General features: G+C 35.9%; 24 protein-coding genes and 1 riboswitch. Of the genes, 13 read left to right on the top strand and 11 right to left on the bottom strand.

Annotated features, from left to right (window positions below):
- Positions 1–44 precede the first annotated feature (44 nt).
- Positions 45–1,031, bottom strand: coding sequence for a sensor histidine kinase (locus tag SJW71_RS22305; protein WP_429979706.1), 987 nt, complete (start codon positions 1,029–1,031; stop codon positions 45–47).
- Entirely contained in the window at positions 1,028–1,717 is a 690-nt protein-coding gene (locus SJW71_RS22300) for a response regulator transcription factor (RefSeq protein WP_431811558.1), read from the bottom strand. Before SJW71_RS22300 ends, SJW71_RS22305 begins: the two co-directional genes overlap by 4 nt.
- Before the next feature lie 385 nt (positions 1,718–2,102).
- Here SJW71_RS22300 and SJW71_RS22295 point away from each other — a divergent pair, with 385 nt between their 5' ends.
- Positions 2,103–3,113 (top strand): GGDEF domain-containing protein, encoded by a 1,011-nt coding sequence (locus tag SJW71_RS22295; protein WP_431811557.1) that lies wholly within the window; start codon positions 2,103–2,105, stop codon positions 3,111–3,113.
- Between the two features lie 63 nt (positions 3,114–3,176).
- Here SJW71_RS22295 and SJW71_RS22290 read toward each other — a convergent pair whose 3' ends face one another.
- A complete protein-coding gene (locus tag SJW71_RS22290) occupies positions 3,177–3,359 on the bottom strand; it encodes a putative motility protein (RefSeq protein WP_274795381.1) in 183 nt (60 codons plus the stop codon).
- A 299-nt stretch (positions 3,360–3,658) separates the two neighbouring features.
- Between SJW71_RS22290 and SJW71_RS22285 the strand changes: the two genes are divergently transcribed.
- From SJW71_RS22285 to nhaC, 8 genes are all read left to right on the top strand, one after another.
- Positions 3,659–4,420, top strand: coding sequence for a LysM peptidoglycan-binding and 3D domain-containing protein (locus SJW71_RS22285; protein WP_274795382.1), 762 nt, complete (start codon positions 3,659–3,661; stop codon positions 4,418–4,420).
- Positions 4,421–4,591: 171 nt separating this feature from the next.
- The gene (locus tag SJW71_RS22280) at positions 4,592–5,146 is read left to right on the top strand and encodes a superoxide dismutase family protein (RefSeq protein ID WP_431811556.1); all 555 of its coding nucleotides are present in this window, start codon (positions 4,592–4,594) and stop codon (positions 5,144–5,146) included.
- Positions 5,147–5,438: 292 nt separating this feature from the next.
- A complete protein-coding gene (locus SJW71_RS22275; protein WP_431811555.1) occupies positions 5,439–6,443 on the top strand; it encodes a TAXI family TRAP transporter solute-binding subunit in 1,005 nt (334 codons plus the stop codon).
- 125 nt (positions 6,444–6,568) lie between these two features.
- The gene (locus tag SJW71_RS22270; protein WP_431811554.1) at positions 6,569–7,087 is read left to right on the top strand and encodes a DUF1850 domain-containing protein; all 519 of its coding nucleotides are present in this window, start codon (positions 6,569–6,571) and stop codon (positions 7,085–7,087) included.
- On the top strand, positions 7,084–9,111 hold the full coding sequence (locus tag SJW71_RS22265) for a TRAP transporter permease (protein WP_431811553.1): 2,028 nt from the start codon (positions 7,084–7,086) through the stop codon (positions 9,109–9,111). The genes SJW71_RS22270 and SJW71_RS22265 overlap by 4 nt, the downstream gene beginning before the upstream one ends.
- 211 nt (positions 9,112–9,322) lie before the next feature.
- Positions 9,323–9,466: a hypothetical protein gene (locus SJW71_RS22260; RefSeq protein ID WP_322604859.1), complete on the top strand. Its 144-nt coding sequence runs from the start codon at positions 9,323–9,325 to the stop codon at positions 9,464–9,466.
- Positions 9,467–9,726: 260 nt separating this feature from the next.
- On the top strand, positions 9,727–10,836 hold the full coding sequence (locus SJW71_RS22255; RefSeq protein WP_274795390.1) for an amidohydrolase: 1,110 nt from the start codon (positions 9,727–9,729) through the stop codon (positions 10,834–10,836).
- 277 nt (positions 10,837–11,113) lie between these two features.
- Positions 11,114–12,562, top strand: a complete 1,449-nt coding sequence (gene nhaC / locus SJW71_RS22250; protein WP_274795391.1) for a Na+/H+ antiporter NhaC — start codon at positions 11,114–11,116, stop codon at positions 12,560–12,562.
- A 72-nt stretch (positions 12,563–12,634) separates the two neighbouring features.
- Here nhaC and SJW71_RS22245 read toward each other — a convergent pair whose 3' ends face one another.
- The gene (locus SJW71_RS22245) at positions 12,635–13,876 is read right to left on the bottom strand and encodes a hypothetical protein (protein WP_274795392.1); all 1,242 of its coding nucleotides are present in this window, start codon (positions 13,874–13,876) and stop codon (positions 12,635–12,637) included.
- A gap of 80 nt (positions 13,877–13,956) precedes the next feature.
- On the opposite strand from SJW71_RS22245, the gene SJW71_RS22240 reads away from it, so the two are divergent.
- Together SJW71_RS22240 and SJW71_RS22235 are read left to right on the top strand one after the other, a co-directional pair.
- Positions 13,957–15,069 carry a mandelate racemase/muconate lactonizing enzyme family protein gene (locus SJW71_RS22240; RefSeq protein ID WP_274797253.1) on the top strand — a complete coding sequence of 371 codons (1,113 nt, stop codon included), beginning with the start codon at positions 13,957–13,959 and terminating at the stop codon, positions 15,067–15,069.
- An 11-nt stretch (positions 15,070–15,080) separates the two neighbouring features.
- A complete protein-coding gene (locus SJW71_RS22235) occupies positions 15,081–15,764 on the top strand; it encodes a GNAT family N-acetyltransferase (RefSeq protein WP_431811552.1) in 684 nt (227 codons plus the stop codon).
- Positions 15,765–15,827: 63 nt separating this feature from the next.
- Here the strand turns inward: SJW71_RS22235 and SJW71_RS22230 are convergent, their stop codons facing one another.
- Positions 15,828–16,538, bottom strand: coding sequence for a Fe-S oxidoreductase (locus tag SJW71_RS22230; protein WP_322604857.1), 711 nt, complete (start codon positions 16,536–16,538; stop codon positions 15,828–15,830).
- A 118-nt stretch (positions 16,539–16,656) separates the two neighbouring features.
- Between SJW71_RS22230 and SJW71_RS22225 the strand changes: the two genes are divergently transcribed.
- The gene (locus SJW71_RS22225; RefSeq protein WP_274795395.1) at positions 16,657–17,088 is read left to right on the top strand and encodes a DUF4395 domain-containing protein; all 432 of its coding nucleotides are present in this window, start codon (positions 16,657–16,659) and stop codon (positions 17,086–17,088) included.
- 391 nt (positions 17,089–17,479) lie between these two features.
- On the opposite strand, the gene SJW71_RS22220 is transcribed toward SJW71_RS22225, so the two are convergent.
- The 3 genes from SJW71_RS22220 to SJW71_RS22210 form a co-directional block, all read right to left on the bottom strand.
- Positions 17,480–18,442 (bottom strand): DMT family transporter, encoded by a 963-nt coding sequence (locus tag SJW71_RS22220; RefSeq protein WP_274795396.1) that lies wholly within the window; start codon positions 18,440–18,442, stop codon positions 17,480–17,482.
- A 205-nt stretch (positions 18,443–18,647) separates the two neighbouring features.
- Complete coding sequence (pepT, locus tag SJW71_RS22215; RefSeq protein ID WP_274795397.1) at positions 18,648–19,877, bottom strand: peptidase T; 1,230 nt, start codon at positions 19,875–19,877, stop codon at positions 18,648–18,650.
- A 152-nt stretch (positions 19,878–20,029) separates the two neighbouring features.
- Positions 20,030–20,680: a lysoplasmalogenase gene (locus SJW71_RS22210; RefSeq protein WP_274795398.1), complete on the bottom strand. Its 651-nt coding sequence runs from the start codon at positions 20,678–20,680 to the stop codon at positions 20,030–20,032.
- 131 nt (positions 20,681–20,811) lie between these two features.
- On the opposite strand from SJW71_RS22210, the gene SJW71_RS22205 reads away from it, so the two are divergent.
- Complete coding sequence (locus tag SJW71_RS22205) at positions 20,812–22,491, top strand: hypothetical protein (protein WP_274795399.1); 1,680 nt, start codon at positions 20,812–20,814, stop codon at positions 22,489–22,491.
- 42 nt (positions 22,492–22,533) lie between these two features.
- On the opposite strand, the gene SJW71_RS22200 is transcribed toward SJW71_RS22205, so the two are convergent.
- From SJW71_RS22200 to SJW71_RS22190, 3 genes are all read right to left on the bottom strand, one after another.
- Entirely contained in the window at positions 22,534–22,959 is a 426-nt protein-coding gene (locus tag SJW71_RS22200) for a hypothetical protein (protein WP_274795400.1), read from the bottom strand.
- Between the two features lie 388 nt (positions 22,960–23,347).
- Positions 23,348–24,079 carry a class II chromate reductase ChrR gene (chrR, locus tag SJW71_RS22195; RefSeq protein ID WP_274795401.1) on the bottom strand — a complete coding sequence of 244 codons (732 nt, stop codon included), beginning with the start codon at positions 24,077–24,079 and terminating at the stop codon, positions 23,348–23,350.
- Between the two features lie 115 nt (positions 24,080–24,194).
- Positions 24,195–24,827, bottom strand: a complete 633-nt coding sequence (locus tag SJW71_RS22190; RefSeq protein WP_341385478.1) for a glycerol-3-phosphate acyltransferase — start codon at positions 24,825–24,827, stop codon at positions 24,195–24,197.
- A 155-nt stretch (positions 24,828–24,982) separates the two neighbouring features.
- Positions 24,983–25,096, top strand: a riboswitch (SAM riboswitch).
- Positions 25,097–25,176: the final 80 nt, after the last annotated feature.

The following is a 25,176-nucleotide window of genomic DNA, read 5'->3' as shown; positions in this document are numbered from 1 at the left end:
GTGCTTAACCTATTTCACTTGATGACATGAAGATGACAAAGTTGTCATCTTTTTAGACTGTTAGAAAAATTGATGGAAAAAGTAGTGACTCGGTCAATGGATTGTATGGAGAAAGGGTGCTCTAGCGCTGTTAAAACCTTTTTCACTAAATAGAGTCCTATGCCGGTTGCTTCTCCACCGATTCTTCCCTTACTTCCCGTAAAAAATAAATCAAAGACTCGTGCTAATTCGCTAGTAGGAATAGTTTCTCCTCCATTTTTTATGTGTAGAGTTACCTTGTCGTAATCGATTTGAATAGTACTTGCTATCTCACTATATTTAATAGCGTTATTTAACACTTGGTAAAGTACAATTTTTAACCACTTTCGATCTGAATAAATAATTTGGTCTTCGGCAACTGTCATTTTAGGGAAAACTTCCTTCGTGATAAAGTAATCCTTCAAATCATTGACAACTTCTTGGACAAGTCCTTTTAAATTAATGGATTCGATTTTTAAATCAGCCACTAAATTAGACGTACGCTCATACGTTAATAGCTGATTGAGTGTAAACGTGAGTTTATCGCATTCTTTACTAATTGTTTGCCATTGTATTAATTCGTCTGAAGACTTGTTAGAGGATGATTGTATGATTAACTGAATGACAGATAGCGGTGTCTTCATTTGATGTGCAAAATGTGAAAGAACAAGATGTTTTTCTTGTGCTTGCTCCTCTAAGCTGTGTTGTTGAGTTAAAAATAAATACTGCATTTGTCTCAGTTTTTCGCTGTAGGCTTGCTCAATTGGTGCAAGAGGTTCAAATAAATTCAGGTCTTCATAGGCTTGCACATTTTTTTGTAAATGAGTATATAACTTTCTTCTACGATAATAACGACCTAGTAGCCAACTACTAAACAGAAAGCTGACAAGAAAGATAAAATAGACATAGTGTGAGGTGAAATCATCCAGTTTATGAATAATCCAAGGCAATAGTAAAAAACTTAAGCAATAGAGCATAATAATACTTATATGATCACGAAAGAATAACTTCATCGACCTGCCTCCACTAATTGATAACCAAGTCCACGAATGGTTTTAATCTCAAGCTTTGAGTGAATGGCCTCCATTTTTCTACGGAGTCGACCAATATTCACTGACAATGTATTTTCCTCCACGAAGGTTTCATCATCCCAAATGGCGCTTAATAAATTTTGACGTGGTACAACGTTAGGAAAAGCTTCGAATAATAACTTGCTAAGCTGCATTTCTTTTAATGTTAACAAGCTCTCATTGCCTTCAGCTTGAAGACGAACTGTATCTGGATTTAATGTCGTATTGGCTATTGTGATGGAAGAGGATTCTGTTAAAGCATACTCACCATATGTACGTCGAAGTAGACCATTAATCTTAGCGATAAAAACGTCTAATGAAAAAGGCTTTGTGATAAAATCATCTGCACCATTTTCTATTCCATATACTTGATCAATATCATTAACTCTGGCTGAGACAATGATGATAGGACAAGTTGAGAGCTGCCGGATTTTCCTTGACCAAAAATATCCATCGTAAGTAGGAAGATTAATATCCATAATGACTAAATGTGGCTGAATGGTATTAAATTCTTCTATGATGTGTGTAAATTGCTGGACAGTATGACATTCATACTGATATTTCGTTAAATGCTCAACAATCAGTGAAGCTATATTGGCATCGTCCTCTATTATGTAGATTTTGTACATATTGATCGACCTTTCCTTAGTTCTGTATTTAAAGTGTACCCTTATTTCCATTAATTTTTAAAATGGTAACTCAGTGAAAAAAGAGCTAGCGCAAACTGCATAAAAAGATAGTAGGTTAGAAATAGGTTTCTTTCAACCTAGTCAATATATAAATTTGAAATTTTTTACATAAATGATTACTTTACGCATAAATTAAACGGCGCTTTATAGTGATTATAGTTCTATTTACTTTCCTTTTTATATTTTAAAAGAGTAAAACTGGATTAGTTTTTAAGTTTTCTTTAAGAAGTATGGCGTATGATAAATATATGAAATCTTATAGTTGAAGTCGGAACATAGATAAAATTTAACGAAAAAATCACCTCAATGGGAGAAATGGTCTATTGTGAGTAAATTCAAGTTAAAGTTATCATTTCTTATTGTTAGTATAACGATAATCGTTGTACTTGTTACGTCTAGTGTTAGTATCTGGAGTAGCTATCGAAATTTCAATGAAATTTTGAAGGTAAATAAAACAGACATGCAAGAAACATATGTAATGGAAGTATTGTCCATTACTCAAGACTATTTACAGAGGTCTGAGAAAGATGAAATCGAGCTGTATATGGAGCAAATAGTCGATACTTTACTTGAGGAAAAAGAAGTTTCTTTTAGCTTGTTTTTTAAGAAAACCATTGTCCCTATAATATTAGTAATAGCTATTATGCTTGGGCTAGTTATATGGTTAACGATAAAAATTACGCAGCCTCTGAAAAATCTTACGAAAAAAATGGAACTAGGGGAAGAGATAAACGAGAACGATGACATTACTGCATGGTATTATGAAGCGAAGATGTTGAAAAATTATGTACAAAATATGATGATTTGCTCACAAAGTAAAATTGCTGATCTAACGGAGCAATTGAACTTAGACTCATTAACAGGCATTCCCAATCGTAGAAGAATGGATCAAACTTTACATGAATTAATTGTTAATAAAGTCCCGCATGCCATCATCTTAATAGATTTAGATGATTTTAAAAGTATTAACGATACATATGGTCATACAGTAGGAGATGAAGTGCTAAAAGCATTTGCTAATAATATGCAAAACATTGTGGATGAACAAGGTTTGTGCTTTAGATATGGTGGAGAAGAGTTTATGGTCATCTTGCCTTCGAGGAACATAGACGCTGCTATACAATTAGCTGAAAGACTCCGAATTAAACAGGCTATACAAGAAACAGCATGTGGTAGACCTGTAACCATGTCTGCTGGTATTACTGCTTTTACACTGAATATCCAAAGTCCTAATCAATTGATAGAAATAGCAGATCATGCTTTGTATAAGGCCAAACAATCAGGAAGAAACTGTTTATGTGTAGTAAGGAATATGAGACAAATGATTATTAAATAAAATGTGTAAAAGCATGCTAGTGTTCAATACTAGTATGCTTTTTAGTATTTTATTATCCAAAAATTAAATCGAAACGTCTATTATTGACCCTTTATATGGATGTGTAGGGACTTGCTGCTGAGGTATATCTTGCAGTAATTCAATTGCTGCAGATGTATTTAAATTAAGTGCACTCTGCATGACACTCGACTGGACGGTTTGTTGCAGCTCCATTAGCTGGGATGACATAAGTGAATTAATTTCCATTTCTACCTTCCCTCCTTTTCTTTTTTTATCGGCTTAAAATAGCAAGTATCTAATATGAAAACAGATAAACTGAGCAACTAAATTATAGATTCTCCCCGCTTAAATTATTGAAATTTCCAAAAAAATCATCGAAATTGTATATTTTTCCGTTTTTATAGTAATAATTCCTAATATCAGGCAGACAGTCCTGAGTTATTAAATTGCAAAGTTATGGTTGCTTTCATCAATAGAGTATTTAACTCTAGTGTGCTAGCAGCAGATTTGCAACAAATAATAAAATAATGGAGGTATTACTAAACATGAAGAAAAAAGCATTAGCTTTAGCAGTAGCAATGACCTTTGGTTTGAGTTTGTATGCTAGTCCTTCTTCTGCTGAGGACAAATCGCCAGGCAGTATATTATGGGCACTCCCTCAAATTTATAATTTAACAGTTGGAGAGTTCCAACAACTAAATGAGATGGAATCGTTCTTGTTTTATCCAGAACAAGATCTAGTGAAGGATACGACAAAAGTGGAAAAAACGTCAGAAGATGAATATATCATTAGAGGCGGTGACACATTATTTTCGATAGCCCGTACAAATGATGTAACTGTAGATGAACTAAAAGCGTGGAATAACCTTGCTTCAGACTTAATTTTAGCGGGTGAATCATTGGCAATTAAGGCTTCGGCAGCAAAGCCAAAGCCAAAGACTTCCGAGGGAACTGCACCTACTAAAACAGTTGCAACAACAAAAACGAAAGCAGTAAGTGCTCCGTCAAATAGTTCAGGTAAAACATTAACAATGCGAGCGACTGCTTATACAGCATATTGTGAAGGTTGTTCGGGAATTACAGCCAATGGAACAGATATTAGATCGAATCCGAATTTAAAAGTAATAGCTGTGGATCCGCGGGTTATTCCTCTAGGTACAAGAGTTTGGGTGGAAGGCTATGGGGAAGCAATAGCGGCTGATACAGGGGGAGCTATTAAGGGCAATAAAATTGATGTCTTTATTCCTACTGAGGGACAAGCACTTCAATGGGGTGTTAAAACAGTAACAGTTAAAATTTTAGATTAAGTGTAGAGGGGATTTCTCAAGTCTTGGGAAATCCTTTTTTATATGAGTGTATCAAATATTTTTGTATGGAAAGCAAGCGTCAGGTAAACGATTATGTAAAGACGAAATATAATAATTTGTGCATAAGAAATGGATAAGTTGGAAACCATCAAAAATAGAGGAGGTATTTTTATGAAAAAAATAAGCTTGATTGGCCTTTCTTTATTAGTTTTCGTTGGTGGTTGTAGTTTTTTTGATAAGAAAGAAGAGAAGGTACCAGTAAATGCAGAGTCGTCTCCATTAACAGCGACTGCAAAGGTAATAGGGGCAAATAACGAAAGTTATGGTAATGCCTATTTTCAGGAAGAGGATACTGGAGTAAGGATGACGTTGGCATTAACGGGCTTACCGCCAGGCACGCATGGCATTCATATTCATGAAGTTGGAAAGTGTGAGCCACCAAAATTTGAATCGGCTGGTGGACATTTTAATCCCACAAATAAGGAGCATGGCAAGCTAAACCCTAAAGGCTATCATTTAGGTGACTTACCAAACTTAGAGGTTGGTGAGGATGGGAATGTTGATTTAGATTTCCTGGCAGAAGGCTTGACCTTACAAAAAGATCAACCTAATTCGTTACTTGATAGTGATGGAAGCGCAATTGTCATCCACGAATCAGAGGACGATTATAAAACAGATCCTGCAGGTAACTCAGGTGCAAGAATTGCTTGTGGGGCCATTCAATAAAATACTGTATTCAACTGCATCTAAGCTTAGATGCAGTTTTTTTGAACTGTTTATAGATATTCATTATTTATACATATGGCATCTGTATTTATTTTATTAGAAAAGAAATTTTACGTTTAGGATAGAGAAAAAAGCATTAAATAATAGACTATTTATATTGTAAATTAGTGGATAATAAGTGGTATTTCATAATTATAAAATTCTGAATTTACTATAAATATATTGACATTATTATACAAGGTTTGATAATTTTAAATAGATTCTTAATTATAACCAGAGGGGGAAGGTTACTATGAAGAAAAGGCAATTTAAATTATTAATGCTATTGAGTATCTTCGCGCTATTAATTTTAGCTGCATGTGGATCAGATAGCGGCAGTGGTTCAAAGGACACGAGTGGAGATGACTCTGCATCATCCGATAAGCCAGCTTCGGATATTAAGTTTTTAAGCTTACTAACAGGTGGTACGCAAGGTACTTACTATGCACTTGGCGGAACTTTTGCCGATTTAATTTCGACAGATACAGGTATTAAAACAACTGCAGAAGTATCTCAAGCTTCGGCTGCCAACATGACAGCCTTACAAGAAGGAAAAGGTGAAATTGCATTTGTTCAAACAGATATTGCTTATTATGCTACTGAAGGGAAGCTCATGTTTGAGGGGAATAAAATTGATACCATTTCAGCTTTAGGTGCACTTTATCCTGAAACAGTGCAACTCGTAACAACTGAAGCTTCAGGTATTAAATCATATGCGGATTTAAAAGGGAAAAAGGTGTCTGTAGGTGCTCCAGGCTCAGGTACATATGCTAACGCTGAGCAGTTACTTGAAATTCACGGCTTAACAATGGATGATATCAAGGCTCAAAATCTTGATTTTGGTGAGTCAACAGATGGTCTTCAATCTGGCCAAATCGATGCAGCATTTATTACAGCAGGTACACCAACGGGTGCTGTAGAAGCATTAAATGCTACAACGAAAGTGAATATTATCGGAGTAGATCCAGGTAAAGCCGATGAAATTATTGAGAAGTACCCTTACTATGCAAAAGATACAGTAAAAGCTGGAACATATGGAATTGCAAACGATGTGGAGACTGTTTCAGTCCTTGCAATGCTAGCGGTGAAAAAGGACCTTCCAGAGGATGTTGTCTACTCAATGACTAAAGCTATTTATGATAATACAAATAAAATTTCTCACGATAAAGGGAAATTTATTAAAGCTGAAACAGGATTAGATGGCATTAGTATTGACATTCATCCAGGTGCTCAAAAATACTTTGATGAAAAGAAATAGTGTGAATTGTTGTTAAAACTAGCTTTTTAAAAGAAACGAAGAGGCTCGATTGCATAAAGCTTCGAGCCTCTTTCTTAAGTTGTAGATATAGGCGAGTAGCTTTTAAAGTGGGTGAATAGAAAAATATGCGTTGTAGGAAATTAATTATAGTATTAGCTTTATTAAGCTTTTGCCTATGCATTTTTGTATTTCTTCCTCTTCAAAAGGTGTTCACCTTTACAGAAACACGTGCGGAACATCCGAATGTTCACTACATACCCATTTCAGCTGAGCAGAAATTTCAAATAAGATATACCCACTCCATACATAAATCAGATGTATGGGAATCCTATCAAACTGTTCAGGGAAATCGTATTCAAATGCTAGAGATGGAATATGAAGATTTGGCGATTGGTATGCCTGGCTATGCGGAGGAAAACCAAACTTTAATTCAAAGAGATGGTAAATATGTACTTCAGTTTGATAAGAACAAGATAATTGATGATTTTACAATTTATATTGGTGATTTAGATTTAGATCTTGTATTGATTTACGAAGATGTGGAATATGATTTAAAAAAAGATTTGGGTAGGGGAAAGTCCTATTTATTTAAAATTAGGCGACTATCGCTTTATGAACAGTGGAAAGGAGTAAGGATGAAATGACAACACAGGAAAAATCGCGAAAAGAAGAGCGAGTAGACGAATTTGAGCAAATTTCTGCTGAAGAGCAACAAGCCATACTTGAGAAGTATGATATTGAATCAAATGTAAGAACAGTTACGGGTGTCATGAAGCATATTATTTTCTTTGGTCTTCTAGCATTTTCATTGTTCCAATTATATACTGCAATATTTGGGCAATTTCCTGCACAAATTCAACGTACGATTCATTTAGGCTTTGGTTTGACACTTATTTTTCTATTATTTCCAGCTCGAAAAAAAGCGCCAAAGCACAAAGTTGCATGGTTTGATTATCTATTAGCTCTATTATCTATTGCAGTAGGTTCTTATTGGTCTATGAACTATACGGAGCTTGTGAATCGTAATGGCTCTATTACACAGATAGATTTTATTGTTGGTCTGATCGCTGTTGTTTTAGTGCTTGAGGCTGCTCGACGTGCTGTAGGACTACCGATAACGATTATTGCAATTGCATTCTTAATTTATGCATACTATGGTCCATATTTCCCGGCATTTATGGCACATAGAGGTCAGGATTTAGAGAGCATTGTGAACCTCATGTACTTTACAACAGATGGAATATTTGGTACGCCAATTAGTGTATCAGCAACGTTTATTTTTGTCTTTTTACTCTTTGGAGCATTTCTTGTCAAAACAGGGGTCGGTCAATATTTTAATGACTTAGCAGTTGCATTAGCAGGTAAATTAATGGGTGGTCCTGCAAAGGTAGCTGTATTTTCAAGTGCTCTACAAGGTACCATTTCTGGTAGCTCTGTTGCTAATGTAGTAACATCAGGCTCCTACACGATTCCTATGATGAAAAAATTAGGATATCGTAAGGAATTCGCTGGTGCAGTGGAAGCGGCAGCATCCACTGGTGGTCAGCTCATGCCTCCAATCATGGGTGCAGCAGCATTCCTAATGGTGGAGTTTATTGGGCGTGGCATTACCTATTGGGATATTGCCAAGGCTGCAGCAATTCCAGCTCTTTTATATTTTACGGGTATATGGATTATGACGCATTTTGAAGCGAAAAGAGTTGGCTTAAGAGGTCTACGAGACGATCAAATGCCTAATCGACAAGAGGTATTTAAGAAAATATATCTTCTATTACCAATTGTAGCTATTGTTGTCTTGATGTTAACGGGAACACCAGTTATGCATGCAGCTTTGTATGGGATTATTATTTCAATTGGTGTTGCTATGTTTAATAAGGAAACACGTCTCAAACCAAAAGATGTAATTGAAGCATTGGTTGAAGGTGCTCGAACTGCCTTAGGTGTGGTAGCAGCAACAGCTTGTGCGGGGATTATTGTCGGAGTTGTCGTAAAAACAGGATTAGGTTTAAGTCTAGCAAATAGTTTAGTAGCATTAGCTGGTGGTAGTATTATTTTGACATTAATTTTCGTAATGATCGCTTCCCTTATTCTTGGTATGGGTGCACCTACTACAGCAAACTATGTTATTACATCGACAATTGCTGCACCAGCTATTGTGGCATTATTATCGCCAAATACACCACAGGAATTAGTACCGATAGTGGTTTTACTATCAGCTCATTTCTTCGTGTTCTATTTTGGTATTATTGCTGATATTACACCACCAGTAGCTCTAGCGGCTTTCGCGGCATCAGGTATTTCTGGTGGCGATCCAATCAAGACAGGGGTTAACTCAGCGAAGCTCGCAATTGCAGCATTTATTATTCCATATATGATTGTCTTTTCTCCAGCTTTATTAATGATTGATACGACAATTCCGCAGATTTTATGGGTAGTATTTACTGCCATCACCGGAATGGTGGCGATCGGTGCGGGAGTTATTGGTTACTGGTATCGCAAGCTATATTGGTTTGAAAGAATTATTGTTATTGCTGCAGGGCTATTACTTATTTATCCAGAGAAATTTTCGGATTGGGCTGGTTTAGCAATCTTTATTGTGATGTTTGTCATTCAACTTTTATCACATAAAAAAGGGAATCAGAATGATAACACTGGCCTAACAGTTTAATAAATTTTTGCCTTAAGATTTTAAATCTGCTCAATCAATAGCTGGCTACTAATAGCCAGGTGTTGGTGGGCAGATTTTCTTATGTTTTTAATCTAATATTGAGATTGGTTTTATATTTATAATGCATAATGTGTATTATTTATTGCTTTTTGCTAAAATCCTATTGTATAATTCTTTTATCAGAAAATTCAATTAAATTAGGAGTGATACAATGGGTAAACTATTAAATTCTAAATTTGAGACCTATTTAATGGATCAAGAGTTTGAGTCACATCAAGAGGAAGAGAACAATGAGGAGCAAATGGCGGACATTCAGTATGAAGAATATCCCGAAGGATTTTTTACAAGTTTATAATGTTTTTTTGATGGGCTATGTTGAAAGTGATATTAACTTTTAACATAGCCTATTGCATTGTAAGCCTCGATTTTTATCTTAATTGCTCCGCTAAATGTTCAAAAAAACTCGACGCATTTACGTAAAGGCGTAAACACCTTTCTCTAAGCATATTATAGATAAGATCATTATTATATTTTGTTTAGGTCCAAAGACATATGTACTTTTCTGAAATAGATTCATGTATAATGGGAAACAAAAATGCGTATAGAGGTGTAGTTATGTCAAAAGCTATAACAGTAGAAGAAACGATTTATCAATGGTTTGATCATTTTCATAAATATCCAGAAGTAAGCTGGAAAGAGTTCGAGACAACTAAAAAAATTGCTTCGATACTAGATGAGTTACAGGTTACTTACCGTTTATTAGGAGATGTCCCTGGTTTAATAGCTGAGATTGGGACAGGTGATGAAATCGTTGCTGTACGTGCTGATATCGATGCTTTATGGCAAGAAGTTGATGGGAAATGGCAGGCCAATCACTCTTGTGGCCATGATGCTAATATGACAATGGTTCTTGGTTCCTTATTACTACTGAAAGATCGTCCGTTAAAGCATCGTGTTCGTTTCATTTTCCAGCCTGCTGAGGAATTAGGAAATGGTGCTTGTGCAGCCTTTGATCGAGGAGCAGTTGATGGGGTAACACATTTATTTGGTGTGCACTTAAGACCAATTGAAGAATTGCCGCTTGGAAAAATTTCGCCAGCTATCCATCACGGTGCTGCTTATTTTTTAGAGGGTACTATTCAAGGGATTGATGCGCATGGTGCAAGACCACATCAAGGTAAAAATGCCATTGACGTCATTATGGCTGTACAACAAATGCTACACAGTATTCATTTATCACCATTTGAACCGCACTCCGCCAAACTAACAAAAATTATTGCTGATGGTGGTAGTACAAATATTATTCCCGGTAATGCAAGCTTTTCCATGGATATTCGCGCACAGCATAATCAACAGCTCGAATTGCTCCGTAGTAAAATTGAAACTGGTTTAAAATCAATACAGCAACAATTTGATATTGATATGGGGTGGAATTGGTTAGATTTCACACCAGGTGCTGAAGTTTCACCAATTGCTGCAAAAATGGCAAAGGATGCGATAATCGAGACATTAGGTGAGGAACATTTAGCGGATGAAATAACTACACCGGGAAGTGATGATTTCCATTTTTATACTGTGAAAAAACCAGAACTAAAAGCGGCGATGATTGGAATTGGGGCAAACTTAACGCCAGGTTTACATCATCCTAAGATGACATTTGATCGAAGTGCTTTGATAGATGCTGCAAAAGTACTTGCGTGTGTATTAGAGAAAAAACCTGAATAAAAAAATTTAAGCTATATGAAAAAATGTAATTATTTTTTCATATAGCTTTTTTTTGCATGAACATTTTTTGAAATGCATGGATATTCAAGGGTTTGCATGGTTTTTTAATGCTACTTGAAAGCGTTTTATTACGCTTAAATAAAGAGATTTGCTTGAGAAGCATAATTTTTTTGCGTTGACTTTTAATTTTTTGAATATTAAGCTAAAAAACGTAAAAAATTATTTGCGTCTTTATAAAACCTAAAAGGGATTTGGTGCAAAAAAAGGGGATGGGACGATGAAAAAAGAAATTAGTGCATTTTGGGCGCTTCTCACATTTGCAATTATGATTATTACAATGTTGATTACAGTAGTTGTATTAGAGCAAAGTCCTCACGTACCATTAATTGTTGGCACAACTGTAGCAGCAATTGTTGCCAAAATACATGGATATAAGTGGTCTGAAATTGAAGAAATGATGTATAAGGGTATACGTCTTGCATTACCAGCAGTTGTCATTATTATTTTAGTTGGTTTGACAATTGGCGCATGGATTGGCGGAGGAGTCGTAGCAACAATGATTTTCTACGGCTTAAAATTAATTTCTCCAGCTTGGTTCTTAGTGACAATCATGCTATTATGTTCAATCGTGTCATTAGCTATTGGTAGTTCATGGTCGACGATGGCTACAATTGGTGTCGCAGGTATGGGTATTGGTTTAAGTATGGGTATCCCAGCTGCCATGATTGCTGGTGCAGTTATTTCAGGATCATACTTCGGTGATAAAATGTCACCGCTATCAGATACAACGAATCTAGCGGCAGGCTTAACAGGAACTAACTTGTTTGACCACATTAAGCATATGTTATATACGACAATACCTGCATTAGTTATTGCTTTAGTTGCTTTCGGTATTATGGGAAGAAAATTTGCTGATATATCAATGCAATCAGAAGAAATTTTAACAACACTAAAAGTAATGGAAGAAAGCTTTGTCATCTCACCTTGGTTATTACTTGTACCAGTTGGTGTTATTGTATTAGTGGCAAGAAAGGTTCCGGCTATACCAGCTTTAATTATTGGGATTGTTTCAGGTTTCTTGCTTCAAATTTTTGTGCAAGGTGGTACTGCAACTAGTGCTGTTCATGCACTTCAAGCAGGATTTGAAATTTCTACAGGCAATCATATGGTTGACGACCTATTTAATCGTGGTGGTTTAGACTCTATGATGAATACGGTTTCAATGACAATTGTAGCGATGACATTTGGTGGAGTGTTAGAATATTCAGGTATGTTAAAGGCTCTCATGAATCTTGTGTTAAAATTCGCTAAATCTACAGGTAGCCTTGTCGCTTCAACGATTGCTGCATGTATTACAACAAATGCAACATGTTCTGAGCAATACATTTCCATTGTTGTCCCTTCACGTATGTTTGCAGGTGTTTATCAACAACGTGGTTTACATTCTAAAAACTTATCCCGTGCATTAGAGGATGGGGGAACATTAACATCTGTATTTTTCCCTTGGAACACATGTGGTGTGTTTATTTTAGGTACTTTAGGTGTAGGAGCTATGGAATATGCACCATATGCTATTATTAATTTTGTTGTACCAATCATTTCAATTATTTATGCATATATTGGCTTTGCGATTGTTAAGCTGACTCCAGAGGAAATAGAAGCTGCGGAGCAACGTAAAAAAGAACAAGAATTTAATGATGCTGATAACATGGTAATGGTAGACTAATTTTTAAAATTATCTTTATCTTACAAGTTCAAAGAAAATTCTCGCAGATTATGAGGTCTGCGAGAATTCTATTTAATAGGTTGCAAAATTCAATTCATAAATAGTGCGGGGGCGACCTTGTTGATGAGTCATCTCTTCACCTACAACTTTTGCATAGCCATTATCAACTAATTTTTTGATAATACGTTCTGTTGTACGTCGAGTTACCTGCAAATATTCAGCAAGATTTTGTGAAGTAAATTGTGCCGATTGACGTTCATGACTAAAATTAATTAGTTTAGAAATATTTAACGGACTAAGGCTGGTAAGCTTTGCCATTTGTAAAACGTAAGGATCATCTGTTTTTAAAGAAACTTTACCTTTAGAATTAGGAAAAGGCCCTAATAGACTTTTATGTTCATCGAGAATATAGATTTCGGAAGGTTTAGCAAATGTTAAAGCATATTGAGCATTTTGTGTGGCTTCCAGAATGGAGTGCCCATAGCCAAATGCTAGTTTAAATGGTTGTTCGATTTGCTGTATGAGCTCTTCCAGGTTTTCCTTTTCTAGAGCATTTTGTAGATGTCCAGCTGTTGTATATAACTCAAAGGTATGCGCTGATATTTGCTTATAAGTTGAAAAGGTTGCCTTTGCAATTTGACTTAAAATAGTTGATTCTATAGATGAATCTTTTGGAATTTCTAATAGACCCACAACAGCCTTAAACGATTCTGATTTTGTTAATAATGATTTAGATTTAGTTTCTTCAAGACATTGAATGATAGAATTTTTTGTATCTAACATGCGCATTGCTGGTATTTGAAGTGCTTGTAATTCATCAAAAACACTATGAATACTTGTGATGACAAAATCAATGCTTTTGGTATTCCATAAGGCCATGTGACGCTGTAAAATATTCTCGGTCGGTTCCGTAATCGATATGTGCTGAACGTGTGGCTTTTCGCCCGTATACTCTATTTCTGCTAAAACATTATCAACAAAGGCTGGATTCATAACATCAATGGAAATTCTGTCGATGGGAACAGTATGTTTAGCTACTAGCGATAAAAAAGTTGTTGAGATGGCTGTTTCATCTTGTTTAATATAATTCCAAGGTATGGGTATTTCTGAAAGTAAAGATTGAGCATGCAAATAGGGTAATGTACCTCCAAATAGCAGTGCATCACATGGTTTAATTTGCTTTACCAAAGTAGGTGCTTCAGATGGATGCCTGTAAAGATAAAATTCTAATTGAATATCGGTTACGTTTTGTGCGATACTAATAATACGCTTCATAAATGCTTTAGAACAAATAATCGCTATTTTGGTAGACATGGGCATCGTTCCTTTTCTATTTTTTTAAATATTTAGCGACGTATTAGCGACAACTTTAACGACAGAGGAGACTGATTATGATGAAAATCCAACAAGTAGAAATTTTTGCTATACATTTACCGCTAATTGATCCATTTATCATTAGTTATGCTACATATGATACAATGCCTTCTATTATTTTAAAAGTAACAACTGATACAGGTATTGTCGGGTATGGAGAAGCTGTACCTGATGAGCATGTAACAGGTGAGTCATGGGAAAGTACTTATGCCGTACTGAAACATCAACTTGCCCCTGCGATTATCGGGGAAAATCCAATGGCCTTTGAAAAACTACACGATAAAATGAACAAAGTGGTGAAAGATGTACCTGCTGCCAAAGCAGCTATAGATATCGCTTGCTTCGATATCGCTGGGAAAGCATTAAACGTACCTGTATATCAGCTTTTAGGCGGTCGTTATCATGAAAAATTCCCAATCACTCATGTACTAAGTATTGGTGCTCCTGAAGCAATGGCTGAAGAGGCTGCTAATCGAGTTGAAATGGGCTATCGTTCCTTTAAGATGAAGGTAGGTACAGAGGTAATGAAAGATGTTGCTCGTATTAAAGCGGTACGTGAACGAGTAGGTGAAGACATTGCTATCCGTGTGGATGTAAATCAAGGGTGGGGGAATGCAGCAACTACTTTACAAGGATTACGTGCAATGAAGGATTTAAATATCGATTGGTTAGAGCAGCCAGTAGATAGCGAAGATATTGATGGAATGGTAGAAATTAAATCAAAATCTGATGTGACATTAATGATTGATGAAGGTCTTCGTGGCGTACGTGAAATGCGTGAAATTATTGCTAAGCGTGCAGCGGATAAAGTGAATATTAAATTAATGAAGTGTGGAGGCATCTACCCTGCTATGAAGCTTGCTGTTATGGCAGAGATGGCAGGTATAGAGTGTCAAATTGGTTCTATGGTTGAATCATCTGTTGGTTCTGCTGCAGGTTTCCATGTAGCTTTCTCGAAGAAAATTATGACAAGTGTTGAACTAACAGGCCCATTAAAATTCTCTAAAGATGTGGGCAACCTGCATTATGATGTTCCATTTATTTGCTTAAACGAAGAAGCAGGCTTAGGTATAGATGTAGATGAAGATGTAATCAAGGAATTATGTAAATTTTCAACAGTTGTAACTGCTTAAGGAGGCGTAAGATGGAAAAGATTTATGAAGGTATGCTTGGTAAGACACCTTTTTTTGTTACAAAATTAACGCCTCAGCATATACAACAAATTGAGGAGCTGCAGCATGAGGTCTATGAGGCATTAACAGATCAAAGTATTTTACAGCCATTAAGTACAGAGGAATTTGAGTATATTTTAAATGGCAATGGAATGATGATTGGTGCTTATGTTGAGGATCAATTGATTGCCTTTCGAGCACTGTTAAATCCACCTATTGATGAAGAGCATCTTGGCTATGATTGTGGAATTGAGGAGAAGGATTTTCAACGTGTTTTATATCAAGAAATTTCCAACGTTTCACCAAAGTATCGCGGTTATGGCTTACAGAAAACATTAGCTACTGTAGTGATGAATAGCATCGATTTAAAAAAATATGATTATGTTTGCTCAACCGTAAAGCCATATAATATTCCGAGTTTAAAGGATAAATTCTCGCAAGACCTCTTAGTTAAAGGCTTGAAAATTAAGTACGTAGATAAGCTGCGTTATATTTTCTATAAAGATTTAAGACAAGATTTGTCCCCAGTATTTACTGAAAAACAAGTACTATCAATGGGAGATATAGCTGGACAACAGCAACTCTTAAAACAAGGTTTCCTTGGTACGACTATGTATGAAGAAAACAATGATTGGTTTGTTGTATACGAAAAATAAAGTAAAAGCCTTACCTGACACAAAAGTTTTGTGAAGGGTAAGGCTTTTTTACGAGGCTCTAAGTTATTTCTTCATTGGGCAAAAACCACAGGCCATTAAGCCAGGGATATCTTTAGAAAAACAACATGATTTTCTTACAGGCAAATTGATTAAATTTGTGGGGCTTTGACCACCTGTATATTGTGCCCACCAAGATTTGTTGGAGAAGCGTGCCCATGTTTTAGGGTCCTCTAAAATTTCAATATCCTCCATAGCTTGATCAGCTAAACCAGGATTAGATAACAATACATGATAGTGCCATAGCAAATATCCGAAGAAATTTTCCCAAATGGTAAGAGGGGAAATCGATGTTACTTTCCTTAGTTGTTGGACAATTACATGCCCATCGTAAAGGATTTTCTCTATGACTGTTTGACGCTCATCTTCATCGACATAACGCCAATCATTTGGATTAGCGAACATGGCAACGGTAAAACTATTGAATTCCTTGGCCGCATCGAAACGCAATTCAAGTGGCTTACCATCCCATACTTCGTCATAAGCGGCAAGCATATAAAATTGCATAGCAAAAAACATACCATAGCGGCGTGCAAAGTGAGAAATAGCGGCAGTTTCTGTTGCGGCATCAGTTATACCCATCATGAGATTTAAAAAATCAGGGTGGTAAAAGTCTTTATGTATATCAGCTAATGTAAATAAAGTCCGCTTAGGCTCAGTTGTATAAATACTATAGGAGTTTAATTGTTGAACTTGATCCATCGTTAAAGCTGGCATGGTAATCCTCTTTTCTTAGAACTTCTGTTAATTTCATTATAAAGTAATCAATTTTGCTTCACAAATAGTATGCCATATAGTAAAATACATTAAACATATAAGAAAGGTAGGGTTTATAATGTCACAGGTTCTTGCCATTCCAAGACCGCTAGTTCGATTAAATCAATGGACTATTCTTTTAAGTGTGATTTTTACATGGATAACCGGAGTTACATGGCTATTAGTTATTCCTCTTGCTGCAAATTTACTAGGCCTTTTATTCAACTATAACCCAATTATTCGCGTTGGGAGGCTGTTTTTAAAAAAAGCTCCTTCTGCCTATATACCAGAGGATGCACAACAACAGAAATTTAATTCCAGCATTGCTAGCTTTTGTTTAGCAGCCGGTTTAATAGGATATCTATTAGATTGGCAGGTCCTAGGCTATATCTTTACTGGTATGGTTGCAATAGCCTCATCCATCGCAATTGCCGGTTTTTGTATAGGTTGTTTTCTTCATTTTCAACTGAAGCAATGGCAATATCGACGTTCGTTAAAAAAATCTTTTTAAAAAAAGAAAAAAATTATTAGATAATTGTTGACAATTTAATTGATAATGATTATCATTATCGTATAAAGATTATTCCTCCTCTACAATACAGTGTAGAGAGGATGAACTTTAGCTACTTTTCTCCAGAAGTTTGCTAGTTCATGATTACGCTCCTAAAACCCCCCTCATTTTTTGGGAACGTGAAAATCTCAGACGACTCATTCTAATTTTAGAATGGAGTCGTCTTTTTTTGAAAATCATTGCGCATTGTTGTAATTAATATGGCAACCACTAGAGGAGTTATTCATCATTAGAAGATTAACACGGAAATGTGCATCTTGGTTCTTGATCTGAATTGGAAGAACGACGATGACATCTGTGACCAACGAAAACTTCCGCCCACAGTGAAATGTTACGAAGAAGTAGTTTGCTGAACAGCGTTTTTTCTCCCAAGTATCATTGTATAGTAACTATGTAGTAACATGCCCACAATGATGACACCAAGACCTGCTAATGCAAGCGGGTTAGGGAAGGCAATTCCTAATAATAATACTTCACCGATTATAACAAAAAGAATTTCAGTTGATTGTGTAGCCTCAACTGCAGCTAATTTGCCTTGATGGTCTCTTACGCGGTCTGTTGCGATAAAAAATAATATGGTTGCAATGACTCCAGAGCTAATGCCAACAAGTAACGATTGGAACATTTGGCTTGCTGAAGGCAGGCCGACAGTAAATATGGCATAAATAGCCATGATGATCCATGCTGGCAATGAAGCAATCGTCATGCCTAGTACACGCTGAAAGGTATCGATCCGTCCCCCACAAACTTCCATCATCTTGCGATTTCCAAGAGGGTAAGCAAATGCTGCGACGATGACAGGTAAAATACCAAGCATTAAACTTCTAAATGAAACGGATTGTGCCTGCGGTATTTGTATTAGCAGAATACCTACTAAAATGACACAAGAAATAAGAAGAGAAATGAAAGGGATTTTTTGGCGCACTGTTTTACCAGCAATAACTGAAACGAAGAGGGGAGCTAATAATACACCAGCAACAATAGTAAATTGCCACGTGCCAGATACGAGCCAACCTGGACCAAATGCTGCAGCAAATGTTAATGGTGCATAGAATAAGACAAATCCCACGAAGCTCCAAAGTAGCCATGCTATAGGCTGTGCTTTCATTTCTCCAGATAAATGAGTAAAGCCTTTCCGATAAAAAACGATGATGAGTAAGAAGGGTAGCATGAAAAAGTATCGAAGTGACGCACTCCATAGCCAGCTACCACCTTGCATTTCCATTGCATGATTTAAAATAAAGGTCACGGCAAAGAAAAGTGATGCTAAAATGCCTAATGCAATTTCTTTCATAAAATCACCTCAATTTTAGTTTTAGATTCTTTTATGTAATTAGAAAATTCAGTAATTAATGCTGAAAAAATTACGAAGAAAGGAAAAAACCTTTCTTCGTAACTATAACATTATCAATTATGTCCCATCGAGTCCAGATTTTTTTGAGTTTAATCAATCTGTGACATTTTAACAGGTGAGTGGGTGGATCACTAATACATACCTATTATTTTGCTTGTTGTTCAAATAGCTGAACAATTTCAATAATAACTTGTGTTGCCTTTTCCATTGTTTCAGCAGATACATATTCAAATTTCCCATGCATATTTTCGCCGCCAGCGAAAATATTTGGTGTTGGTAAGCCCATATAAGACAATTGTGAGCCATCTGTACCACCACGAATCGGCAAAGTATTAGGTGTAATATCTAATTTTTCCATTGCAGCACGTGCAATATCAACAATTTCTTTTACAGGCTCAATTTTTTCGCCCATATTATAGTATTGATCTTCAATTGTAATGCTTAAAGCATGTTCTCCAAATTGTGCTTGAATTTTAGCTGCAGCATCACGCATTAATTGTTTTTTCTCTTCGAATTTTTGGCGATCATGGTCACGCACGATATAGGAAAGCTCTGTATGTTCAAGAGCCCCTTTAAAGCCCATTAAATGAATGAAACCTTCATAACCTTCTGTCTTTTCAGGAACTGCTTCAGCAGGCATTTCATTTTGGAAGGCAATTGCCATTGTAATAGCATTGACCATTTTATTTTTTGCTGAACCAGGATGTACACTTGTTCCTTTTGTAACAACCTTTACACCTGCCGCATTGAAGCTCTCATATTGTAACTCACCAAGTGGTCCACCATCCATCGTATAGGCATAGTCTGCTCCAAAAGCAGCTACATCAAATTTATGTGGCCCACGACCAATTTCTTCATCTGGTGTGAAAGCTACACGAATTTTACCATGTTTAATAGTAGGATTTTTAATGAGGTACTCCATTGCTGTCATGATTTCAGCAATACCGGCTTTATCATCAGCCCCTAGCAATGTAGTACCATCTGTTGTAATAAGGGTCTGACCCACGTAATTTTTAAGCTCTGGGAAATCTGTAGGGGACATGACTAAATTTTCATTTAATTGAATGTCTCCGCCATCATAGTTATCTACACGCTGTGGATTTACATTGGTACCTGTATAGTCTGTAGCTGTATCAACATGTGCTAAAAATCCGATAGTAGGTACATTTTTATCTGTATTTGCCTCTAATGAAGCAAATAAATAGCCATTTTCATCTAATGTAATCTCTGTTAAACCAATCTCGGCTAGCTCATCTTTTAAAACATGTAGTAGGTCAAATTGCTTTTGTGTAGAAGGAGTAGTTTCGCTTGTGAAGTCTGATTGTGTATCAATTTTTGCATAGCGTATTAATCGTTCAATTACTTGTTCTTTCATAAGTATGGCCTCCTATTGTGTACGTTGATTTTTTTAGCGGGTGTCCAAAATTTGCTCAAAGAAGTTTGAGCCTTTGATGGATGTCACGGAATCGGGCTTTGTGCGATCACAAAGCCAGTTCCGGACGTAACTATGCCAAGTCATAATTGATATTATTGTACCACTTTACTTCGGATTTCGGAATATTGAAGGATACTTAATGCAATAAACACTTGGGCGCTATAATAAGTCAGCATAATTACTTCATGTGAAAAAGCTAGTGGTGTAACAAATTTATTAATAGCTAAATAGGAATCGGAAGCAATAAATAACAGAGCCCCAATTATTGCAAATTTAGAGCCTGTTCTTATAGCTGTCCAGCCCATCGTTAAAATCACCGAAATATAGGCAATCACGGCAATGCTAAGAATTGTTTCACCTGTTTTCAAGACGGAACCTGCAATCCATATGGCCATGCAGACACCGTAAAGTAGTAGCGTTATTTTAGCCCAGGTTGGTACTTTCTGTTCGTTTGTGGTAGAGAAAGCAAAAATATAAAAGACATGACCAATAAGAAAGCTAGTCAGCCCAATTAAAAACCACTGCAATGTATAGTCGCCAATCATACAAAAAATAAGCCCAATAATAATTAAAAGTTGGTATTTTTTAATATGTAATGGTTTTTGAACGGCAGCTAAAATAATGATTAACAACATTGGAATTACTTTAAATAGTAGTTTTAAACTTTCGGCAATATGGGAAAAAAGAAAAATATAATAAAGACCAAACAAGATTATGAAACCTATTAATATTTTTTTAAACAAATTTTTCAGCTCCTTTCCTTTTGAAATTCAATATTTATGGTAGAATTCCTTTCTGTACAACGTATGTATGAAACTTTTTTAGTATGTAACCGTAAATAAGTAGACAGAAAGTTGAAGAGAGGATGAACCAAATGACTAAGCTACTGATAGCTTCTGCAGTCATTGCATTAATCGCGAGTGTATTAGTAACACCGCTTATTACAAAGAAGCGAGAAGATGGTAAATCGAGAAAGGTGATCGGATATTTCTTTATTGGCATCTTTGTGCTAGGATTTTTAGCCACAGGTATCACACTATATGTAACAAAAATTGATGTAAATTGGCTTGTTTTTTGGCCAGCAATAATTTTATTATCGCTAGCAGGTGCTCTGCTTGCGAGTGGTATTGAACGGAAGATTAAAGGAATTTTATTTTTAGCAAGTTTAGGTGTAGCAGTTTATGTATTATCAGCACCTTTATGGAATGCTAATGATAAATTTAATTCTTCAGAAATGAAGGAAGAGGTTGAAATAAAACCTTTCGATGAGACACAAACACCTGCGAGTGTCCCACCAAAATTTGCTCGTAATAAAATGAAAAAGGCATTCGGTCAAGTGCCAAATACTAGTTACTATGAGTTAGGACGTTTACAAATTCAAAAGGTGAAGGGTGAATATGTTTATATCGCACCAGTCGAGTTTTCTGGGTTCTTTAAATGGATGAATGGTGATACAACACCAGGCTACTTTATAATGAGTGCTACAGATTCGGCGGATAACCCTAAGTTTGTAAAAGAAGAAATGAAGTATGTTCCTTCTGCTTATCTAAATGCTAATTTAGAACGTCATATTCGCCTACAACATCCATTCCTTATTTTTTATGGGGATGTTCAACTAGAAGTAGATGATGACGGAAAGCCTTATTACATTCGTTCCTATGGTGAATTTATTTCAGCACGAAATGGCTTTGATGTGAAAGGGATTGTCTTAGTAGATGCACTGACAGGGAAATCAGAGGTGCTTAAACTGGACCAAATACCTGAATTTATTGATGGTGCAGTATCTCCAGAGACAGTAAGCTTACAAAATAGTTATTTCGGTAATTATGTTCATGGTTTTTGGAACAGTATGTTTGGTAAAAAGGATGTAAAAATCCCTTCCGATGAAGGAACAGAATCGAATGTTAGCCCAATTTTCGATGAGAAGGGTGATATGTATTACTTCACAGATTTTACAAGTCCTAAAGAAGGCGTAGATTCCATGCTAGGGTATTCCTTAACAAATGCACGCACAGGAGAAGCCACATATTATACAGGGAATTTAGATTCAAGTTATATGGATTCACAAGGTAATTTACAAATTATTGAGAAGAAATTTATTGAGAAAAAATGGACTGGTGAAATGCCAGTGCTATATAACTTTTATGGGGAAGCAAGCTGGCTAACCGCGGTGCTGGATTCCAACGGCTTTTTACAAAACTATTTCATTGTGTCTGCTGCCAATCCTGAAATCTCCGTTTATGCTACTACTCCTAAGGAGGCACTAAAATTATATAAAACTGCATTAAGCCGTGGAGGAAATACAGTTGACGGTAGTTCAAATGCTGAGGAGAAGCAAGCTAGTGGGAAAGTATTACGTGTGTACAAGGAACGTTTAGGAGATTTTACGACAGTTTCTTTCTTATTAAACAATGGTGAAAATTATTTAGTCAGTGCTGAAACAGAACCCCTAGCCATTTATTTACAAGAAGGTGATGAGGTAATTATCACGTATGGTGATACAGGGGAACAGTTCTTACCAGTTCGATCCCTCATCATTAAAGGGTTACAATAAAAAAACAAAAGACGATCTTAGGATAACGAAGATCGTCTTTTGTTATGTCGATTGTTTTTGAATGGAGGTAAGCATTTTGCCTCTATGGTTCATAAAAAGTGTCCTTGCATGGTCATTTAAAGTAAAAATTTGTTGTACATAGTCTTGTAGCAATCTATCTTCATATTCAAAAGAATGATCATCTTCATTTTCTAAAATATAGGATAATAGAAGTGCATGTAAGACAGCCACCTCTAGATTTTGGGTATTTGTAATAAACTTCAAATTTAGAATAGAGGTGTGGGAAACAAATTGATTAACATAATCAATAGCATTTTTATACAGTGTCAAATTAACACGTGGCTCTAACCGCTTTCTTAGCTCGGTGCACGCATTATTTAATTCTTCTATTTTTAAAAATAAACCTCTTACACTTCTCTTATGCTGTTGTTCTAAGGTATGAGCAAGATGTTTATTGATATGAGACATTGTTAGTAAAACTCCTTTCTTCAATAGGGTTCATTTATTAATATGAATGGAATAGCTGGAAATGGGAAGAGTCTTTTCGTTTAATTTGAAGCAGTCTTTACTCTATATATCGAGACAAAATTACTAGATTTAATATAGAAAAGTGATGACATTATGAAAAAAATGGGGTTATTATCATACGATAGTAACCCCATTATGTTATTGAAAAAATCACTAGTATAAAAAGAACGTTGGCAGGAGGGATTTTATTTCCGTTCCCCCAGCTTCAAACAATCATGCTGCATTTACTAGCAGTAGTAAACAAAATCAATAAGTCGTTATGATACTGAATATAAATATTAGGTCTCTTGGTAGTTCATAGTAAATTACACTGAGCGTAATCAGTTAATTACTTCCAATTAAATCCTTTTGTAGCTAAAAACTCTTTGATATGAGGACGACGTTGTTCGACTAAAAAATCAGCCATTTGTTTTGTCCAATTATCAATTTTTCTATTTGAGGATCGGTTATTATAATACATCTCCATTGTCTCATTATAAGCTGGTAAAAGCTCATCATACTTGTCTACATTGTATCCGTTTTCATGTAATACGGCAGACACAGGTAAGCGTGGTTTGACTTCATTGCGTCGTGCTGGTACGCCAATTGTTAGGCCGAATAAAGGAAAAACGTGATCAGGTAGATTAAATAATTCACTTATTTCGGAAGGATTGTTACGTACCCCTCCAATATAGCAAATTCCATACCCCATTGATTCTGCTGCGATCACAAAGTTCTGTGCAAACAACGATACATCAGCTACACCCACTAGAACATTTTCAGCAGAATCTGCAACTATGTCTACACCTTCTAGTTTTCCAGCCATTTGAAGACGCTTGAAGTCAACGCAAAAGACAAAAGCACCACCAGAAGTTTCATATTGACGAGGGTTACCAGAGAGTAATCCTAATTTCTCCTTTTTGTCTGCATCTGTTACCCATATTACACTATAGGCTTGGACAAAATGTGATGTGGCAGCCATTTGTGCTGTTGCAATTAAATCCTCGATGATTTCTCTTGAAATCGGATTGCCATCATAAATACGAACCGAGGAATGGTTGCGTAATAATTCTTTAACCATTTAAATATTCTCTCCTTTGTGTCTTATCTATATCATGAGCATAGCACGCTTTGTTGTCAAAATCGAATAAAGAGGGATTTGTAGTTATATTTAAATAGTTTGTAAATGTAAAACTTTATTTCTTTTTCTTAAATGCAGATGTGACTTTTGGCTCTGTGCCATTTACTAATCGTTTAATATTTTCAATGTGCAAAATAATCGCTATGCCAAATAGAAGGACAGCAATAACAGTAGGACCGATTCCAGGAATCCATAAATAAGTTGCTGTACAAAAAACGAGATAAAACTCAAGTACTCCAACAATTAAATAGTTTGTTGCCAAAGATAAAATGACAAATAGAATAAGTGCAAATAAACCTATTTTCCAATCAACAGCAAGTAAAATGCCAATAATGGAAGCAGTACCTTTTCCACCATTAAAGCCCATATAAAATGGGAAATTATGACCTAAAATAACCCCTGCAGCCATCATGTAAGTTAAAAGCCATATTTGTCCTTCGGTTAAATGTATAGCATCTGCTAAATAAATGTGTGCGCCGATAATGGCTACAACACCTTTACCAATATCGATGAGAGCTACTAAAACGCCATATTTCCAACCTAGGGAAAGTGTAGCATTGGATGCACCAGCATTACCATGGCCAGCTTTTTTTAAATCAACCCCAGATAAAAATTGTGCCACTTTAGAGCCGTGAATACAGCCAATTAAATATCCAACTAAGAGAAAAATAATCACGGCTTTTACCATAAAAATACTCCCTTCAAAATTTTTTCTAAAATAGTGTATGCGTTCATAGTACGTAAAAGAGCAGACAGAAGTTTCGGAAAAAATAAAATTTACATGTTGACAGAAAAAAACTCTATGTTTATACTGTGTAACAACGATGGAAATTGAATCTCATACTCTTATCAAGAGCGGCGGAGGGATAGGCCCTATGATGCCCGGCAACCAGTAAGTGATGAACTTACTAAGGTGCTAATTCCTACAGATTCTTACTTGGATCTGGCAGATAAGGGGAGGAAAACTTGCAACCGCAACCCTCTTCTTAGCTGAAGAGGGTTTTTGTTTTCTACAGAAAAATCCTCCTCATCTCCGG

Origin of the sequence: Lysinibacillus sp. FW12, assembly GCF_050817245.1 — a bacterium.
Lineage (GTDB): Bacteria > Bacillota > Bacilli > Bacillales_A > Planococcaceae > Lysinibacillus > Lysinibacillus irui.
Note: the sequence above shows the minus strand (reverse complement) of the source record. Positions and strands in the feature narration are given on the sequence as shown.

What these genes read in the sequence shown, in the direction of transcription:
- SJW71_RS22305 (WP_429979706.1), bottom strand. Translation starts at nt 1,031, where the DNA reads ATGAAGTTATTCTTTCGTGATCATATAAGTATTATTATGCTCTATTGC.
- SJW71_RS22245 (WP_274795392.1), bottom strand. Translation starts at nt 13,876, where the DNA reads ATGTCTACCAAAATAGCGATTATTTGTTCTAAAGCATTTATGAAGCGT.
- SJW71_RS22235 (WP_431811552.1), top strand. Translation starts at nt 15,081, where the DNA reads ATGGAAAAGATTTATGAAGGTATGCTTGGTAAGACACCTTTTTTTGTT.
- SJW71_RS22275 (WP_431811555.1), top strand. Translation starts at nt 5,439, where the DNA reads ATGAAGAAAAGGCAATTTAAATTATTAATGCTATTGAGTATCTTCGCG.
- SJW71_RS22240 (WP_274797253.1), top strand. Translation starts at nt 13,957, where the DNA reads ATGAAAATCCAACAAGTAGAAATTTTTGCTATACATTTACCGCTAATT.
- SJW71_RS22225 (WP_274795395.1), top strand. Translation starts at nt 16,657, where the DNA reads ATGTCACAGGTTCTTGCCATTCCAAGACCGCTAGTTCGATTAAATCAA.
- SJW71_RS22290 (WP_274795381.1), bottom strand. Translation starts at nt 3,359, where the DNA reads ATGGAAATTAATTCACTTATGTCATCCCAGCTAATGGAGCTGCAACAA.
- SJW71_RS22200 (WP_274795400.1), bottom strand. Translation starts at nt 22,959, where the DNA reads ATGTCTCATATCAATAAACATCTTGCTCATACCTTAGAACAACAGCAT.
- SJW71_RS22280 (WP_431811556.1), top strand. Translation starts at nt 4,592, where the DNA reads ATGAAAAAAATAAGCTTGATTGGCCTTTCTTTATTAGTTTTCGTTGGT.
- SJW71_RS22255 (WP_274795390.1), top strand. Translation starts at nt 9,727, where the DNA reads ATGTCAAAAGCTATAACAGTAGAAGAAACGATTTATCAATGGTTTGAT.
- SJW71_RS22300 (WP_431811558.1), bottom strand. Translation starts at nt 1,717, where the DNA reads ATGTACAAAATCTACATAATAGAGGACGATGCCAATATAGCTTCACTG.
- pepT (WP_274795397.1), bottom strand. Translation starts at nt 19,877, where the DNA reads ATGAAAGAACAAGTAATTGAACGATTAATACGCTATGCAAAAATTGAT.
- nhaC (WP_274795391.1), top strand. Translation starts at nt 11,114, where the DNA reads ATGAAAAAAGAAATTAGTGCATTTTGGGCGCTTCTCACATTTGCAATT.
- SJW71_RS22265 (WP_431811553.1), top strand. Translation starts at nt 7,084, where the DNA reads ATGACAACACAGGAAAAATCGCGAAAAGAAGAGCGAGTAGACGAATTT.
- SJW71_RS22205 (WP_274795399.1), top strand. Translation starts at nt 20,812, where the DNA reads ATGACTAAGCTACTGATAGCTTCTGCAGTCATTGCATTAATCGCGAGT.
- SJW71_RS22190 (WP_341385478.1), bottom strand. Translation starts at nt 24,827, where the DNA reads ATGGTAAAAGCCGTGATTATTTTTCTCTTAGTTGGATATTTAATTGGC.
- SJW71_RS22270 (WP_431811554.1), top strand. Translation starts at nt 6,569, where the DNA reads ATGCGTTGTAGGAAATTAATTATAGTATTAGCTTTATTAAGCTTTTGC.
- SJW71_RS22230 (WP_322604857.1), bottom strand. Translation starts at nt 16,538, where the DNA reads ATGCCAGCTTTAACGATGGATCAAGTTCAACAATTAAACTCCTATAGT.
- SJW71_RS22260 (WP_322604859.1), top strand. Translation starts at nt 9,323, where the DNA reads ATGGGTAAACTATTAAATTCTAAATTTGAGACCTATTTAATGGATCAA.
- SJW71_RS22220 (WP_274795396.1), bottom strand. Translation starts at nt 18,442, where the DNA reads ATGAAAGAAATTGCATTAGGCATTTTAGCATCACTTTTCTTTGCCGTG.
- chrR (WP_274795401.1), bottom strand. Translation starts at nt 24,079, where the DNA reads ATGGTTAAAGAATTATTACGCAACCATTCCTCGGTTCGTATTTATGAT.
- SJW71_RS22285 (WP_274795382.1), top strand. Translation starts at nt 3,659, where the DNA reads ATGAAGAAAAAAGCATTAGCTTTAGCAGTAGCAATGACCTTTGGTTTG.